Origin of the sequence: Phenylobacterium sp. Root700, from assembly GCF_001429025.1 — a bacterium.
In the GTDB taxonomy this organism is placed as follows: domain Bacteria; phylum Pseudomonadota; class Alphaproteobacteria; order Caulobacterales; family Caulobacteraceae; genus Phenylobacterium.
The window spans coordinates 124,185-139,423 of record NZ_LMHT01000030.1 but is presented as its reverse complement, the minus strand read 5'-3'; the positions used below and the strand labels follow the sequence as shown (position 1 = coordinate 139,423).

Annotated in this window: 17 protein-coding genes; 8 read left to right on the top strand and 9 right to left on the bottom strand. The window is 59.6% G+C overall.

Annotation, left to right across the window (positions count from 1 at the left end; genetic code table 11):
* Nucleotides 1–754: 754 nt before the first annotated feature.
* Together ASE02_RS15590 and ASE02_RS15585 are read left to right on the top strand one after the other, a co-directional pair.
* On the top strand, nt 755–2,920 hold the full coding sequence (locus ASE02_RS15590) for a DEAD/DEAH box helicase (RefSeq protein ID WP_056735461.1): 2,166 nt from the start codon (nt 755–757) through the stop codon (nt 2,918–2,920).
* Entirely contained in the window at nt 2,907–3,572 is a 666-nt protein-coding gene (locus ASE02_RS15585) for a DUF2290 domain-containing protein (protein WP_056735460.1), read from the top strand. The genes ASE02_RS15590 and ASE02_RS15585 overlap by 14 nt, the downstream gene beginning before the upstream one ends.
* Before the next feature lie 42 nt (nt 3,573–3,614).
* On the opposite strand, the gene ASE02_RS15580 is transcribed toward ASE02_RS15585, so the two are convergent.
* Nucleotides 3,615–4,754, bottom strand: a complete 1,140-nt coding sequence (locus tag ASE02_RS15580; RefSeq protein ID WP_056735459.1) for a beta family protein — start codon at nt 4,752–4,754, stop codon at nt 3,615–3,617.
* 9 nt (nt 4,755–4,763) lie between these two features.
* Nucleotides 4,764–6,044 carry an XRE family transcriptional regulator gene (locus ASE02_RS15575; RefSeq protein ID WP_056735458.1) on the bottom strand — a complete coding sequence of 427 codons (1,281 nt, stop codon included), beginning with the start codon at nt 6,042–6,044 and terminating at the stop codon, nt 4,764–4,766.
* 485 nt (nt 6,045–6,529) lie between these two features.
* Between ASE02_RS15575 and ASE02_RS15570 the strand changes: the two genes are divergently transcribed.
* Complete coding sequence (locus tag ASE02_RS15570; RefSeq protein WP_056735457.1) at nt 6,530–7,042, top strand: hypothetical protein; 513 nt, start codon at nt 6,530–6,532, stop codon at nt 7,040–7,042.
* 230 nt (nt 7,043–7,272) lie between these two features.
* Here ASE02_RS15570 and ASE02_RS15565 read toward each other — a convergent pair whose 3' ends face one another.
* Nucleotides 7,273–7,983, bottom strand: a complete 711-nt coding sequence (locus tag ASE02_RS15565) for a hypothetical protein (RefSeq protein ID WP_156406087.1) — start codon at nt 7,981–7,983, stop codon at nt 7,273–7,275.
* Nucleotides 7,983–8,156, bottom strand: a complete 174-nt coding sequence (locus ASE02_RS22435) for a hypothetical protein (protein ID WP_156406086.1) — start codon at nt 8,154–8,156, stop codon at nt 7,983–7,985. The genes ASE02_RS15565 and ASE02_RS22435 overlap by 1 nt, the downstream gene beginning before the upstream one ends.
* Before the next feature lie 579 nt (nt 8,157–8,735).
* Between ASE02_RS22435 and ASE02_RS15560 the strand changes: the two genes are divergently transcribed.
* Both ASE02_RS15560 and ASE02_RS15555 read left to right on the top strand, forming a co-directional pair.
* Nucleotides 8,736–9,221: a DUF2321 domain-containing protein gene (locus ASE02_RS15560; RefSeq protein WP_056735455.1), complete on the top strand. Its 486-nt coding sequence runs from the start codon at nt 8,736–8,738 to the stop codon at nt 9,219–9,221.
* A 32-nt stretch (nt 9,222–9,253) separates the two neighbouring features.
* Nucleotides 9,254–9,682, top strand: a complete 429-nt coding sequence (locus ASE02_RS15555) for an SHOCT domain-containing protein (RefSeq protein WP_056735454.1) — start codon at nt 9,254–9,256, stop codon at nt 9,680–9,682.
* Between the two features lie 160 nt (nt 9,683–9,842).
* Here the strand turns inward: ASE02_RS15555 and ASE02_RS15550 are convergent, their stop codons facing one another.
* Both ASE02_RS15550 and ASE02_RS15545 read right to left on the bottom strand, forming a co-directional pair.
* Nucleotides 9,843–10,112: a hypothetical protein gene (locus tag ASE02_RS15550; RefSeq protein WP_056735453.1), complete on the bottom strand. Its 270-nt coding sequence runs from the start codon at nt 10,110–10,112 to the stop codon at nt 9,843–9,845.
* 207 nt (nt 10,113–10,319) lie between these two features.
* On the bottom strand, nt 10,320–10,865 hold the full coding sequence (locus ASE02_RS15545; protein WP_056735452.1) for a hypothetical protein: 546 nt from the start codon (nt 10,863–10,865) through the stop codon (nt 10,320–10,322).
* A gap of 138 nt (nt 10,866–11,003) precedes the next feature.
* On the opposite strand from ASE02_RS15545, the gene ASE02_RS15540 reads away from it, so the two are divergent.
* Nucleotides 11,004–11,234 carry a helix-turn-helix domain-containing protein gene (locus ASE02_RS15540; protein ID WP_056735451.1) on the top strand — a complete coding sequence of 77 codons (231 nt, stop codon included), beginning with the start codon at nt 11,004–11,006 and terminating at the stop codon, nt 11,232–11,234.
* On the opposite strand, the gene ASE02_RS22430 is transcribed toward ASE02_RS15540, so the two are convergent.
* The gene (locus tag ASE02_RS22430; protein ID WP_156406085.1) at nt 11,231–11,395 is read right to left on the bottom strand and encodes a hypothetical protein; all 165 of its coding nucleotides are present in this window, start codon (nt 11,393–11,395) and stop codon (nt 11,231–11,233) included. The two genes, ASE02_RS15540 and ASE02_RS22430, sit on opposite strands and share 4 nt — an antisense overlap.
* Before the next feature lie 831 nt (nt 11,396–12,226).
* Between ASE02_RS22430 and ASE02_RS15535 the strand changes: the two genes are divergently transcribed.
* Both ASE02_RS15535 and ASE02_RS15530 read left to right on the top strand, forming a co-directional pair.
* Nucleotides 12,227–12,877: a DUF433 domain-containing protein gene (locus ASE02_RS15535; RefSeq protein WP_056735450.1), complete on the top strand. Its 651-nt coding sequence runs from the start codon at nt 12,227–12,229 to the stop codon at nt 12,875–12,877.
* Nucleotides 12,874–13,245: a DUF5615 family PIN-like protein gene (locus ASE02_RS15530; protein WP_056735449.1), complete on the top strand. Its 372-nt coding sequence runs from the start codon at nt 12,874–12,876 to the stop codon at nt 13,243–13,245. Before ASE02_RS15535 ends, ASE02_RS15530 begins: the two co-directional genes overlap by 4 nt.
* A gap of 467 nt (nt 13,246–13,712) precedes the next feature.
* Here ASE02_RS15530 and ASE02_RS15525 read toward each other — a convergent pair whose 3' ends face one another.
* Together ASE02_RS15525 and ASE02_RS15520 are read right to left on the bottom strand one after the other, a co-directional pair.
* Nucleotides 13,713–14,864: an ImmA/IrrE family metallo-endopeptidase gene (locus ASE02_RS15525; protein WP_056735448.1), complete on the bottom strand. Its 1,152-nt coding sequence runs from the start codon at nt 14,862–14,864 to the stop codon at nt 13,713–13,715.
* The gene (locus ASE02_RS15520; RefSeq protein WP_056735447.1) at nt 14,861–15,166 is read right to left on the bottom strand and encodes a hypothetical protein; all 306 of its coding nucleotides are present in this window, start codon (nt 15,164–15,166) and stop codon (nt 14,861–14,863) included. The genes ASE02_RS15525 and ASE02_RS15520 overlap by 4 nt, the downstream gene beginning before the upstream one ends.
* Nucleotides 15,167–15,239 lie beyond the last annotated feature (73 nt).

Genomic DNA, 15,239 nt, shown 5'->3' with positions numbered 1-15,239 from the left:
CAAAGATCGGACCGTTGAATCAGCTCAGCTCAGCAAGGGGAATCACTTCCGTGCATCCCGTAGGCTCGTAGGGGAGCGATCGAATACGGTCGGGGCTCGCCCTGAAGCGCTTGGTCAGCCTCTGCCGGGCGGGGCGCTGAGGGTCAAGGGCGGCTTGCCGCCGCTCCGCGACGCGCGCCAAAGGCGCGCGCCCTTGACGCTCATCGGCCCGTCCGGCCCTCGTTCCACCAAGCGTTCCAGGGCGGAATCTTTTCCGGACGGGGGAGGGGCGCTTGGTGCCCACGCGGATGTGCCTGGCCTGGAGATTTCAGGGGCAGGGTGGGCTCTGTGGGGCTCATCAGGTGACGGCGAGATAAAAGGCCCGGGACCTGCGGTCCCTATGCCGTTGATGGTGTTTGAATTTCTTAGGGACCCCCGATGCCGCTGTGGTCCCGGCCTTCTGGAATTCGCGAAGCATTTGAGGGGGCTAGCCGGGACCGCCTGAGGAGCGCGCTCGATTGGTCCCTGTCAGTCGACTGAAACCATTGGCGAATTCGACAGCAGAGGCCCTGGGGTTGGCGGCAGGTCCCGGAAGTTACTCAACACCATCAACGACATGGACCTGAAAGGTCCCTGTCCTTTTATCTTGCCTTGGATTTTGGACGCTGAGACGGTGTCGATTCAATTCCGAGCGGCACCCATTTTCGCCAGTCCGGTTGGCGATGGAGGTGCGTGGGTGATAAGCCGTAGCGCTTAGGTATGAGGCCACTTCGCGATGACGACTGTAGTTTGGGGATCGACAAAAAAGCCGGTCACGAGCCAGCGCCTGGCCGAGGCTATTGAAGGCAATTTCCCGGAAGAGGGGATGCTGTACATCGGCTACCCTGTTCTCTCGGCTGCAGATGGTGCGAATTCCGTTGATGCTCTCTGGGTAAGCCCGGGGCACGGGCTGGTAATTTTCCACCTCGTTGAGGGCAGAGATATTGGCGACTACCGCGATGTTCAGGACGAGTACGCCAACAACCTAGAAACCCGCCTGCGCGCCCACCGGTCTCTTATGCAGGGTAGAACGCTGCTCGCACCGCCATCCGTGGTGACGTTCGCGCCACTCGTCCAACTCACCGGCGACGAGGATCCGCTTTATCCGTTGGCCAATGAGGGCAACATCGTAGCCACACTTAGGGGCACGGTCTGGGATCGCCCCGACCTGTTTCCGGCGGCGCATTCCGTAATTCAAGCGATCTCAAGCATCCGCCAAGGCAGGAAGCGACGGACCATCACCAACCAGGCGTCACGTGGCGCCGTGTTGAAGGCCCTTGAGGATTCAATCGCCAACCTAGATTCTCGCCAAAGCCGGGCTGTGATCGAGACCGTTGAAGGGGTGCAGCGAATCCGCGGCCTTGCGGGTTCGGGCAAGACAATCATTCTGGCATTGAAGGCCGCCTATCTGCACGCGCAGCATCCAGACTGGCGGATCGCGGTTACGTTCAATACCCGCTCGCTCAAGGGGCAATTCAAAAAGCTGATCACAGACTTCGTCTTTGAGCAAACCAGAGATACTCCGGATTGGACGAAGATTCAGATCCTAAATGCTTGGGGAGCTCCGGGCAACGATGAGCGAACAGGCGTATATTACCAATTCTGCCGCGCCAACGGCATAGAGTTTCTCGACTTCATGTCGGCTCGTCGGAAATTTGGGAATGGTCAGGAGTTTTCAGCTGCTTGTCAGCACGCTCTGTCGAGCGTCTCAGAGCCACAAAAGCTTTACGACGTTGTTCTAGTTGATGAAGCGCAGGACTTTGGTCCGGAGTTTTTGCGTCTTTGCTACGCCGCTCTAGGTAAACCGAAGCGTCTTGTTTACGCTTATGACGAATTGCAGTCGCTGACGGAATCGACTTTACCTCCGCCAGAAGAGATGTTTGGCTTGGATAGTGAAGGTCGTCCTTTGGTGATGTTTGCGCCGCCTCAGTCCGGGCAGCCAAGCCAAGATATTATCTTGGAAAAATGCTACAGAAACTCCAGGCCAGTACTCGCGACCGCACACGCGCTTGGCTTTGGGATTTATAGAAATCCGGATGTTAAGTCAGGTACCGGCTTAATCCAGATGTTTGACCGTGGCGAACTTTGGGAAGATGTCGGTTATAGCGTCGTTCGAGGTGAGCTGCGGGACGGTGCCGAGGTCTCCCTGGCGCGAACGCCGCAGTCGAGTCCGGAATTCCTTGAAACTCCCGCCGCCGTTGATCAGCTTATAGAATTCCATGTGTTCAAGGACACAGTGGAGCAAGCGCAGTGGATGGCTGAACAAATTGAGAAAAATCTCAAAGAGGATGAGCTAAATCCCAGCGACATCATCGTGATTAACCCGGATCCTCTTACGACTGTAAAGCAGGCGGGGGCTCCGAGGCAATTATTGTTTAACAAGGGTATTCAGTCCCACGTTGCGGGCGTGGATACTGACTCTGATGTCTTCTTTAAGAGTGAAGATGACTCGGTTCCTTTTACAGGAATATTTAGGGCAAAAGGAAATGAGGCGGGCATGGTCTACATCATGAACGCTGACTCCTGCTATTATTCGTTCGGTGGTCTTCAGAAGATCAGGAATCAGATTTTTACTGCGATAACTCGCAGCAAAGCTTGGGTTAAGGTGTTGGGCGTTGGCCCGAACATGGAACGCCTGAAAGAAGAATATGAACGAGTTCGCGATCGGGATTATCGCCTTGATTTCATCTATCCAACAGAACAGACGCGCAGATTCTTGAAGGTTGTTAACAGAGACCTGACGGCAGCTGAGAAGCGCAGCATTAAGGGTGCCGCTCTCAATGTTCGAGAATTGGCAGCAGAGCTAGAGTCTGGCCGCCTTATGATCGACGATCTGCCGCAGGACGAGTTGAAGAGGCTGCGCGCCCTTCTCGACGAGAAGATGAGCGATGGCGACGCCTGACGTCCTGCTTATCGAGACGCAGAAGCTTACTGCTGAACTTATAGCAGTGGGCATCTGCACGGATCAGAATTTTCCAGCCCAAGTCATGCATACTGATGGCGCAATCACCGTAGGCATGTCGAATACTAACAACCTCGCCATTACGCTAAAAAATGTTCCCTACTCGGACGCCTATAAAGTCATTGCCGATGAGCGCGCCTTCAGTATGCGCTTCATAGACGGTGGATTGCTTCAGATATTGTACACTTTTCGCACCGGGGAGCTTGTAAAGCACAGACTCGCATTTTTTCCGTCACCAGACCTTCTGGAATACCAAAATAATGCGGAAATATACGACACCGACGAGCTGTACGCGGATATCACGCCGTTAAATATTGTGACGACGCCTTTGAGGTTCGATTTTGATAAGGAAAGCTTCGTCGAGGGCGAGCATCCAATGTGTCACCTGACGATCGGGCAATACAAAAATTGCAGGATACCTGTATCGGCTCCGCTCACGCCTCATGCATTCGTAAGTTTTATTCTGAGAGCATTTTATAATACGCCATTCCGCAATCTGTGCGCCGATTTGAGCGTCGTCTCTCCGAAGCTGTTTAGAACGATATCCGGCGTTGAGCATCAGCAGCTCTATTTACAGGCCTGCGGGACTTAGCTGCTAGACCAGAGTCGAGGGCCTTAGAAGTTCCGTCGCGGACTAAATCCCAAACAAGGATCCCTGATGAGCAGGTGCTTCCTCGACGTGCGCGGTGATCGCGAAGTCGAGCGTGGACCCCAGGTCGGTCACAACGCGGGTGATGTGATGTCCGATGTTGATCCGCCGCCAGGTAGTCGCGTTTCCAGGCCCACTCAGTTCCAGGGCGGTGTCCTGCAGCATGCGGTCGGCAATCGAGAAGCCTCGGCCGGCGAATATGTCGCTCTCGACGATTGAGCGGGCGAGCGCCGGCATGGCAACCCTTAACGGCACATCCTTCGCCGCACGAACAACGGTCCAATTGCTCGGGCCCGCATACCGATAGTGGGGGATCGTTCTGCCGCCCTTGCCGAAGTTGAACTTCGCGCTGTCGGCGGCAAAGTCACCAAACAGCAGGCCGCGCCTGACGATCGGGTCCGAAAGGGCGGCGTTTTTCCAAGTCACCCATTCCAGGCGGGGCACCTCGATGCGTCCTCCGGCCGGAGCTGGGTTCTTTTCGGGATAGCTCGTGCCTTGGAAAATGACACTGTGCCAAAGGCCCACTTCCATGACCTGCATGTGAAAGGCGGCCAGAAGCTCGTCCGTGTCGGGCAGCGACAGGTCCGCTTCCGTCATGTCGAGGATAAGCGTGCAGCTGTCGGGCTTCACGCGGATCCGCTTAAGCAGGACCTGGTGAAGGCGATCTCGAAGATTGATGTCGACCAAGTCGGTCAGCGTGAGACGAATTCCCACTCCAACTCCGGCACCGTCGATTACGGCTCCGATACCGGAGAACCGATCTCCCTCATAGTCTTCCAGCGTGAAGACGGGAACGGGGCGCCCGCCGCTCTCGGTCGCAACTTTGAAGAGGCGGCCGAGCCATCCGGCCGACCCTTCCACGCCAAGGGCGGTAAACAGGAAGCGGGGATCGAGGAAGCACGGCCGATACGGCCAGTACATGGCAACGCGCCGACCGGTCTCGTAGACCATTTCCTCGGGTGTAAGCGGTCGCCCTTTTTCGGGATCGCGCTCCTTGGGTGGTGGCGGGATTAGATGCGGAATGACGTGCCCCGCCACGTCGGGCCGTAGATCGGCCAAAGCAAGATACTCGCCCTGCTTCAGCCTCAGCACGGGCGCATATGATTGATGGCCGATGGTATACATGTTCGTTCTTCACGCCTCTTTGACGAATTGACTACGAACTCTTCCCGCCCCGACTTTATCTGAAAAAATACTGTAGTTCTTTCTCTCCATACGAACCCGACCGAAGATAATGGCCGGGTGAATTCCAAGTTGCGCCGCAAACTTCTCGATAGGCGCTGGGTCTTTGGCAATTCGTGCCGCCGACGTTCGCCACATCATGTTCGGCACCAGAGCCTCTGAGGCAAACTCATCGGCCTCTGATTCTATCTCGTCTGACTCTACAGTTTCCAAGTCGTCGTAGAAACCGATGGCCAACCCCATGCGAAAATGCAGGTAAATGTGAGCCAGTTCGTGAAGTAGGGTGAACCAGAAATTGTCGATACGGTCATGCCGCAAAGTCATGGCAACAACCGGATTGCCGGAAACAAGCATCGCCGCGCCGTCCAGACGAAGCCCCTGGATTGCTGGTTCATATATGAAGAGGATGCCCCTTTCGCCTAAGAGCCTGGCCGCCAGTGCGGGGCCGTCGTCAGATGCGCTTAGCCGCGTGAGGTCACCGATCCAGCTAATGTCCAAGATGTTAAAGGCAGGCGTCGCTTGAGCGGTGGCGGTTTCTGCTCGTTCAATAATCCGTCCCCTCCACGCTGCCAGGAGGAAGTCCTGAGAGATGTTATTGGGGGTCATTCCAGTTCTAAGCAGGGCAGGTTGGCCAAGCTTGGAAATGCTCGCTCTGGTAAACTCGACGATTGTGTCCTCGGACACGTCGCGATCAGTCCACCAATTGGTCCGGGCGTGTTCAGCTATGCGACTGATCGTCTTTTTATCCGCCTGCGGAGTGTAGTGGACCTGGGCGAAGTTGGGTGCCGCCGCTTCCTTGATGGAGGCCCTAAGCTCCACGCCAAGAAGGTTCGCGATTTTCCTGTAGTTCGCTAGGCCTATGGTTCGGTAGCGCTCAGCTTCGTAGCGCTGGATCTGTTGCTCTCTGAGGCTCAGCTTCTCGGCGAGCGCAGCTTGCGACCAACCACGTGCAATTCTGGCGACAACGAGGGCTATGCCTGGGTCTCCACGGTACTGATCCAGGAGGGCTGCGGAATCGCCATTCTTGGCGGCTTCATATCGATCGAGGGCAGCTGATAGCTCAGTCACGATTCCGGAGATCGCCCGGCGATGCTTCTCCGCGATCAGCGGGGACAGACCTGCCCGCGTCGCGTTCAGCGACGCTGCGGGCGAAGCAATTTCGCGCGCCTTCTCAAGCGTGCCTTTGGCGCGTCGTGCGTCTCTCTCATTAAAAATGTCGTTGAACTCGAACATGGTCGTATATTGTCACAACAAATATGTTGTGTCATCAGGTCTCTCTCGCAGATGCTGCCGGACCCTCCGCACTTTCCAAATTTTCCCAGCCGCCTTCTCTGGCACCTGCTGATGGTCGTCGCTGGTGCTGGTGTTGCGGTTCAAATCGCCAACGCCATCCAAAGTTCTCGGCGGCATAAGTATCAGCGCACCTCCGCCAATCTGCGCTACGCTATCCGAGAGGCACGCTTAACCGGGGCGGGGCGGGGCGGTGGGAACGTCCGGTTTCGGGTCTGGGCAAATGACCGCTCGCGACCCGTCGCGGACGCCCGCTAGAGCCCCTTGGGCACCGACGCCTTTCTGGCTACACAAGTTCGATGAGGGATGATTTCACGCAGGCGACAGTTCAGCGTTTGGCTAAGCGGGTGGGGTTTCGGTGCTCAAACCCAGACTGCCGCAAACCGACGAGTGGTCCGGGAGCGGACGGCGGAACCGTAAGCCTCGGCGTGGCCGCACACATCACCGCCGCTTCGCTGGGCGGACCGCGTTTCAACGACCACCTGACGAACGAAGGTCGGCGAGCGGTCGAGAATGGCATTTGGCTTTGCCAGCAATGTAGCCGCCTCGTCGATGCGGACGACTCCGCCTACGATGTCGCCGATCTCATCGAGTGGAAGACTTTTGCCGAGGCCGCAGCAGCGGTAGAGCTTCGAGGCTACGTGGTTCGAAAGGGCCGGGACTTCGCGGCCTTGGAGGCGAAGATGCCGGAACTCATCGAAGAGATGCGGACTGACCTCCGTTCGAAACCCTTCACGAGGGAGATCATCGCCCTCTCCAAGCGTGTGATTTACAACCCCGGTCCAATTCCGTTCTTCTCCTATTTCCACGAGGACCACGACGAGCTGCTCGCCAAGCTCCAAATCTGTGAGCACTACGGCGCGGTCTACGATGTGCGTCGGAACGACGTGCCCCGGTGGAACCTAAGTGAGGACTTCGCGGAGTACCTGCACGGGCAATAGGCATCTACGGCGCTTCGGCGCTTCACGGTCCGGAGATCATCTTCCCCTGGACCAGTCGCGACTGGCGCGGTCTCTACGCTAAGCGTGGCGCTGCCGTCGCGAGCAGCGGTTCAAGTCGGCACGAATCCGCACAGTCAGTTGAGCATGGCGGACTCATTTGACCGGCGCGCCCTCGGCTTTCGCAGCTGAGGCGACCGTCCCGGCGGATACCGCTGCGGACATCCAGGGATTCAAAACACCGTGTCCGCTAGGGCGAAGTCTTGGTCGAGGAATGCGCCGTCTTCGGACCGCCCCCGGGTCCCGGCGTGGACATAATCATCCAGCCCGGTGAGGCGATAGCCGTGGGACATACCCAGCTCGCTCACGCGGCTCGGTCGCTGGTCCACGCGAACTAGATTGCGCACCACCAACAGGTCGATCGCGCGCTTGATCCGCGTCCGATCCAGGCCGGCGTAGGTCTCGATCTTGTCGTAGCTCAGATTGGCGACGTTGGCGCTTCGATCACGTCGCGATGCGAACAGCAGATAGAGTTTCAGGGCGTCGAGCTCAGCGCGGTTGCGCAAGGTGAAATCGCGGAAGGCGACAACTTCCTCGCCATCGTAGAGCTTTTTCACGGGCAGCTTGGCGTAGTTGGCGTTCGGCTCAAACGCGGCCAGCGAGATGACGCTCTTGCTTACCCGATCTACGAGCTCAGCGTCGGTGAGCATCTGCAAGCCGCCCGAGATAAGCGTGCGGCTCAGGCCGGTGGCGGCTTGCAGGTCATCGTAGGTCACCCGTCCGCTGCCGGTGGTCTGATCCATCCGGTGGGCGATTGCGATCAGCAACATTAGCCCCGCGACATTGTCCGCCCCGCGCTCGTTCCAGCGAATGACGCGCAAACCTCGGGCTTCGATCCAGGCCGTGGGTAGCCGGATCCACTCCGGTTTCCGGGGCTTGCTCATCAATCCTTCCCCCGTCGCGCGATGGTCAGCACCGCATAGATGGCGAATGCCGCAACGCCGAGAGCCCCCAGTCCGATGAAGAGCACGAGGGTCTCGGCAGAGAGGTCACCCAGCGTTCGGGCGACTTGGTCGACTTGGTTCATGGCGAAAATTCCGAAGCTATTGAGCTTCAAAAATCGCCTCTTCTCAGGTCTATATCTAGATACAGTTCAAAGCCAGTTGTGCATAGTTCTTGAAAAACACGAGCAATGTCAACTGTATGGCGTGGTGGATGGCAGTCCATATAACACTCCATTTCAGTCCATGAAGCTGTCCTCGTGGACTGAACAGGACGTGTCGCTAGGCGGACGGGCGCGTCCGCGAACGACGACAGATCCCCAACCACGCGTATGGCCGCAGTTCAGAAGCCCCGGGGGAGCGCCTAGTAATCAAAGGGCATTGGTGACGCGGAATGTCTGTTGTCAGGCTTGAGGCCAACGACCGCTTTTGGTCCCAAGCGGACGCGACAGGCAGAGATGCGCTCGGCTATCGCAGGTCAGAGGGCTGTGGCGAACATGTAGTTCTCGGCGCCTTCCGAGTCGGCGCGCCAATTTTTCCTTCTTTTACAATATGTTGCCGAGGCGATGCGGGTGCCACGCACTCCCTCGGCTGGAGCGTGCTAGCGGTATGCTAGCCGGACTGTGCTGCCAGCGGCTGCGCAGGGCTAGGAAACTCCTTCATTTCGCGCATTGTGAAGCGGCACGGAGGAGAGAATGGGCACCTACCGAGTCGCGCAGGTCTGTCCGAATGGACATGTCGCCACAAGTTCAGCCGATCAGTATCGCGAACTTCGCGAGGAGTTTTGCTCCAAGTGCGGTGAGGCGACGACAACGGCGTGCCCGGGCTGCAATGCTTCAATCCGAGGGTACTACTACGTCGAAGGGGTTCTCTCGATTGGGCGCGAATATGAGCCGCCTGCCTTCTGCCATGCCTGCGGCAAGCCATTCCCATGGACGGAACGTAAAGTCGCCGCCGCCGTGGAGCTGGTTGAGGTCGGCGGCGACCTGTCATCTGAGGAGGTGGCGCAGTTCCGGTCGGACTTGAACGAGATGACCAAGGACAGCCCCAAGACCCAAATCGCTTCACTTCGCTTCAAAAAGGTTATGGCGAAGGTGGGGGGCGGCGTCGCCTCAGGGGTGCGCGACATCGTGATAGATGTGCTGAGTGAGACAGCGAAGAAGGCGATCTGGGGCGCGTAGCGCCGTTACGCAAACGGCGAAGGGGGGAGCCTATGAACACGCTGATCGGGGAGACGTTAAAGGGCAGATCTAAGGCTGTGCTGGTGGAAGATGACGCGATTACGCTTAGCTACCGAACGATGTATCACGGGTTCAAAGGCGACAAGCGTATCCCTTACGGCAGCATCACCTCGGTCCAATTTCGCGAGCCTGGCTGGCTAGTCGGCTACCTCCAGTTCAGTATCAAGGGAGCAATCGAGGCCCGAGACCCGCTTCAGGACGAGAACGCCATCGAGTTCGACAAGCCCGCGGACAAATTTCGTGAGCTAAGAGACCTCATCCACGCGAAGATGGCAGCGGCGACTGCGCCGCAAGCTTCCGTGTCGATTGCAGATGAATTGGTCAAGCTCGTCAGTCTTCGAGACCAGGGGATTCTCACCGAGCAAGAGTTTGCCTCCCAAAAGGCGAAGCTGCTGCGCTAGCGCATCTGCGCCCCACGCCGCGAGGCGCAGGGCGCTGAAGGTCAGGCGTTCCGGTGCATGAGACCGGACTGACTGCGGCAGTTGGATTTACGAGGAACCCACCGCTATGCCTCGGGCGCGTCGGCGTCAGCCGCGCCACCGCTATGCCGTCGCCGTCTTCCTATCGGCATAGCGGCTGTCTCTCATCGGCCAAACTCCCAGACCCGTTCGCGCTGCCACATCCCAAACAGCCCTTGCTCGTGCCACACCGGATCGCGCGCATGACGCCGCTCTTGCCGTCGACGCCACCGAACAAGTCGTCGAGCACGTCGGCGAAGAAGGCTTCGATGATCCGGGCTTCGTGGTCCGTCACAGGGACGGCGTCGGGCCAGTCGTCGGTGACGGTGATGGGGGTGTTGCGCTTCTGCGGTGGAGCCTGGCCGGCCCGCAAGGAGGCTCGGGGCGAAACGGTGCCTTGAGGGGACGAAACTGTACCTACAGCGTAGAGCGCGCTGCCCTGATCGGCTGGGCGGCGACGTTCCGGCGCCGGGCGAGGTTCACTGGGCATGGCCAAAGCGTTCCGTGCGAAGCGGAACGCCAAGCCTTGATCCAGACCCGCAAGGCCTCAATCACCCTTAAGCCGCGCCCAGACACCCTTTCAGACCTTTCCGCCCTGATCGACCCGCGTTGACCATTCGATCCAGGTCTCCGTGACCAGCGGCTGGTGACAGCCAGGACAGCGCATGGCGGCCATGTCGCGGGCCGTGCCGCTGAGGAGGAAATGGACCTCTTCGTGGTCCTCGGGGTCGATGGCCTTAGCCGCCGCCGCGATCTTGGCAGCTGCGGCGGTCGGATCGGTGGCCGCTGACCGGGGTAACGCTTCCAGCAGCTTCCGCCGCTCACGAAACAGGCCGGGGAGGATCTTGTCGATGCGAGCCATTTCCGCACCTTGGGGCAGCTCCAATTGCTCCCGTCGCGAGAGCTTGAACCAGTTTTGGTTCTTCGCCGCGTCGCTTTCCAGGTCACCCCAGCGCATGAGCAGGCGGCGGATGCGAATGTCGATGGCGACGAACGTCCCGCAGCGGTCGGTGAGGCTGGCTGCCTTCGCGACACCGCCGGCATTGGCCAGGACGGGCGCGGCTGCTGCTGCACCGATCATCGACCGGCGGGAAACTGTGGTTCTCTTGGCCTTGTCTTCGGACATGCGAGGGCTCCCGGCGCAGGCGCTCGGCCCGATCAGCGTTATGATCGGTAGAGTTTCGGAGGATTCTGCTTAGACTTAAGAGGATTTCACCGACTCAGTCAACGAAAATTCGCAAGAACTTGGAGAATTTCTCTTAAAATGATCTCGCCGGCTCAAATCCGAATGGCGCGGGCTGCGCTCGGCATTAGCGTGAAAGCCCTAGCCGAGCGATCCGCTGTGGCAGATTCCACGATCCATCGGTTCGAGTCGAACAAGGGCGGAATGCAGACAGGCACGCTGGATCGTATCCAGGCCGCGCTGGAGGCAGAAGGTGTCGTGTTCATCTCTGCGGACGCGCAAGGCGGCCCGGGTGTTCGCCTCAAAGCCTAGATCGCGGTTAAGCCGCAGGCGCGCAGCGCCTGACCCGGCTTAAACCGCTTGCCGAGCCCAAGCCGGACGGCCAGCGGCCGGTCAAGGGTGGCCGACAGGCCATCGCCGAAGGCGACGGCGAAGCCGCCCTTGAGGGGACGCTGGCCGTCCGGCACTTGCACCAGGTCAGCCGCCCACGACGGCTAGAACAGATTTTCCGGCCGCCGCTCGGTGTCAGCAGTCAGGGTGCCCGGTGTTGTTGTTGCCTTGAGACGGGCGCTCGCATCGATGGTTGCCCCATCTAGGTTAGGCGAGCGGCCGAAAAGGTGGTCGTGCCACTACCGTTCCAAGGGTCCAGAACTGTTGGTCCACGATCACGGCCCGCTAATCGCCAAGATGCGCAATCACCCCAAGGACCGGCATGTGGCAGCCTGCGCCGCAGCCACAGGGGCCGCTGTAATTGTAACTTCGAACATCAAGGATTTCGGCCATCTGCCAACGGGGATCACCGCCATGTCCCCCGACGACTTCCTGCTTCTGCTGATGGGCGACAGCCCTGAACGGCTCGGTCGCGCACTGGCCGCCCAGTCAGCGCGCCTAATCCGAAAGCCGATGGACGTCGATGAGGCTCCGCTTTCCGGCGGGGTAAGCTTCGGCAACAGTGGGCACGGGGGACGGACATGTGGGCGAGTTAATTACTGTCGGGTCGGGTCGAACAAGGGCGTGCTCTTCGCGCGATCGGCAAGGTGCTCGGCCGGCTGATCGACGCACGAGCGGACTGGCGACAACTCTTTCACCTGATCGAGCGATCGCTTCGCGCGCACGCGCCAGGAAACGCCTCGGCGTCGACGGCTTGGCGCTATGTTCGTGACTGGGCCGCCGGTCATTTCCTGGACGTCGACTTCGATGGGCCTGAACCGCCGAGCGAAGATGCCTAGCGCCGGATGTGTCGATGCAACCCTTGGCGATTTGTAAGTCAGTGCTTATTATTATTCTCTGAGTGGAGAATGATTATGACGCGCCCGGCACGGCTCTATACCCCCTCGGAAGCGGCGGCTGTAAGCGGCCTGCGTCTGAAGGCGGTCAACAATTTGATCGACAAGCACATCGTCGATGTCGCGCCCCCGATCCGGGGCGGTCGTGCCCCACGACGCTATCTGACCCATAGCCACTTGCTCTGCATGCGACTGGAGCATTTTCTGGCGGGCAGTCTGCCGGTCGAGCGGCGCCAGCGTCTCTTCGAGGAGGTGGCGGCGCATCCCAACGCCAAAATGGTCAAGGCCAGTAGCGTCTTGCATGTCGATGTGGCCGAGGCGCGCAAAGATGTAGACGCCCGCGTCCGCGACCTGGAGGAGGCGGAAGCCTGGATCCATAGCGATCCCGCGATCATGGGCGGCGAGCCGGTCTTCAAGGGGACGCGAATTCCCGTCTACAGCATCGCTGCCATGCTCGATGCCGGCGCGGATTGCGAGGATCTTCTGTCGGGTTACGGCGGGTTGGACGTCCGCAAGCTCAACCTGGCCCAGCTATGGGTGGCGGCGCACCCGCGACGGGGCAGGCCAAAGCGTCTGCTCGACCGTGGTGTGACACCGACCTCCAGTAAGCGGATCTCGCTCAAAGGAGATCCGCTTAAGATCGCCAAGGACGCGGTGGGTTCGCGTTGAATTTTCTGATCGACGAGTGCCTTCACACCTCCCTGGTCGAGGTCGCCCAACTGCGCGGCCATGAGGCGACCCACGTCACTTGGCGCGGCATGGGCGGGATGCAGGATTGGAACCTGATGGGACCAATCCGCGACGAGTTTCTCACCTTCGTCACCAACAATGCCAAGGACTTTCGCCGCCTCTACGCCGAGGCGGAAGTACATGCCGGCCTACTGATCGTCGTGCCCCAGGTCCCGCCAAGCGAACAGCGGGATCTGTTTGACGCCCTCCTCGAGGAGATCGAAGGTCAGGACCTTCTGAACGAGGTCGTTGAGATCGCCTATGCCGACGGCGAGGCCGAGATCATGCGCTATCCGCTGCCGCTCTGATCGGCTCGGGGAGAGTCGAACACCGGCTGGCAGCTGATCTAGCGAGGCGATCCCCTGCGTCTTCAGGTTCCATCCCACAGCAGCTCCATTCCCGGTCGCCGCCACTAGCCGCGGCACGGGAGAAGTACTCAGTTTAAAGGATGGCGCAGCGTTTGACCGTCACCATCCAACTTCCGAGCCGGCGCACCTACGCCAGAGCGCGACAGGATATCCGGCGTTGCGTTGGCATGTCCGGATCGGGCTCCTAGCTGACATTCCCAACGTCCGCTTGCGAGCATGAAGGCAGCGACGACGACGTTGGGCCCATTGCGGTCCGTCGCGGAATCCGCGCCGCCGGCGAACCGCTACTGAGAAGAGAACGCCTCGAACAGGGTGGAAGGGGTGGCTGATAGGTCGGGCCCGGCGAGCCGGTGCCTCTAGTAGAACGCATTCCCCAGGCTGCGTGCGGCTTGATCGGGCTGAGGCTTTTAGCCCAGGAGCGATGTCCTGACCTCTCCACGCCCAAGCATCCGGCTGAACTTTCTGTAGTCGCCATGCTCCCAGCGCCAGCGCCCAGCTGCAACCGCCGGGTGCACCCCGGCTTCTTCGGCCAATTCAAGAATGTCCTCCGACGACATTTCCGCGGCCGCCTTTCGCGACCACAGGTCGTCCGGGATTAATGCGGCGCGCGCGAAAGCGTCGGCCTCGGCCTCAATGCCGTCCGAGCTGTTGACGTCGAGATCATCCAGAATGACCGATGTCGTCGGACTTAGGTGACAGCAGACATGAGCAAACTCGTGCATCAGGGTGAACCAGAAGTTGTCTAACCTGTCGTGACGCAGAGTCAGGGCAATGATCGGGGCTCCGTCATTCCGGCACATGGCTGCGCCATCCAGGAATGTGCCGGGAAGATGCTCAAGAACTACGAGTACGACGCCCAACTGCGCGAGCTCGGAATGCAGTCGGCTCGACCAGTCGTCCCGAACGCTGAGGGTCGCGAGACGTCGGGCATCTTCCGCCGTCGGAAACGGGGGGCGCTTGTTTGGAAGCTTAGCCTTCTCCGCCTCCAGAAGTACGGCGGCGCACCACCCCTCGAGTGCTCCGAAGTCCGTCTTGGCGTTGGTCCGGTCGGTGCGCGTCTTGCGTAGCATGGCTACCGCCGGCGAGACGCGCGCAGCTCGAGCCATGAAGCCGCCCCAGGTCTCCTTCGGCTTGATGAAGCCCATGTCGCGAAGCTTTTCGACCGCTGCGCGGGAGGCTGTCGACGGCCGTTGCGGGGGTTCATGCCGAATGGCGCCGATAAGCGAGGCAACGGGAATGCCTAAGTGTTGGTGGAGCGCTCGAATTTGATCGACCGTGAGTTGCCGCTTACCGCTGAGTATTTCCGAGACGCGGGATTTCGATCCCAGATAGGGCGTGAGATCTCTTGGCTTGAGGTTCGACTGTTCCATCCGGAACCGAATCGCGTCCGCCGGCGTCGTGACGGCCGATGGCAGGCGAGGAGTTTCCCATCGTTCGATCAGGGCCTGCAGGACTTCAAGTTGATCAATCGAGGCCTGGTCACTCTTTCGAATCAGCACCTGGGCAGAGGCGAGCGCGTCCTCATAGTCGGCCTGGGTACGTATCGGGATGATTTTCAACTGGCTTTGCCTTTTCCGCGCGTCCGACCAGTACGAGCATTCGCTGCTGAGTCCACGCCTTCGATCAAGATGACGCCGGCGCGATAGTTAACCAAAAGTCGCGCGGAACAGTCGAGCGTGACGTCGATGACTACTCCTGCAGCTGTGATTCGGGCTCGCGGGTAGTCGAGGCGCACATCCTCGGCGGCCCGCCAGTCGGCGGCCTCAAGTTCTGCGCGCAGGGCGACCAGGGCGCGCATTTCGGCGTCCGCATCCGGCCCCACGCCGACGGAAATCAGTCTGAGCGCGCCCATGATCTTCATCGAAGCCTGACATACTCGGCTTGGTAGCACAATATAATAGTTCCAGATATGGGAACGCCTATTGATCCCGTCG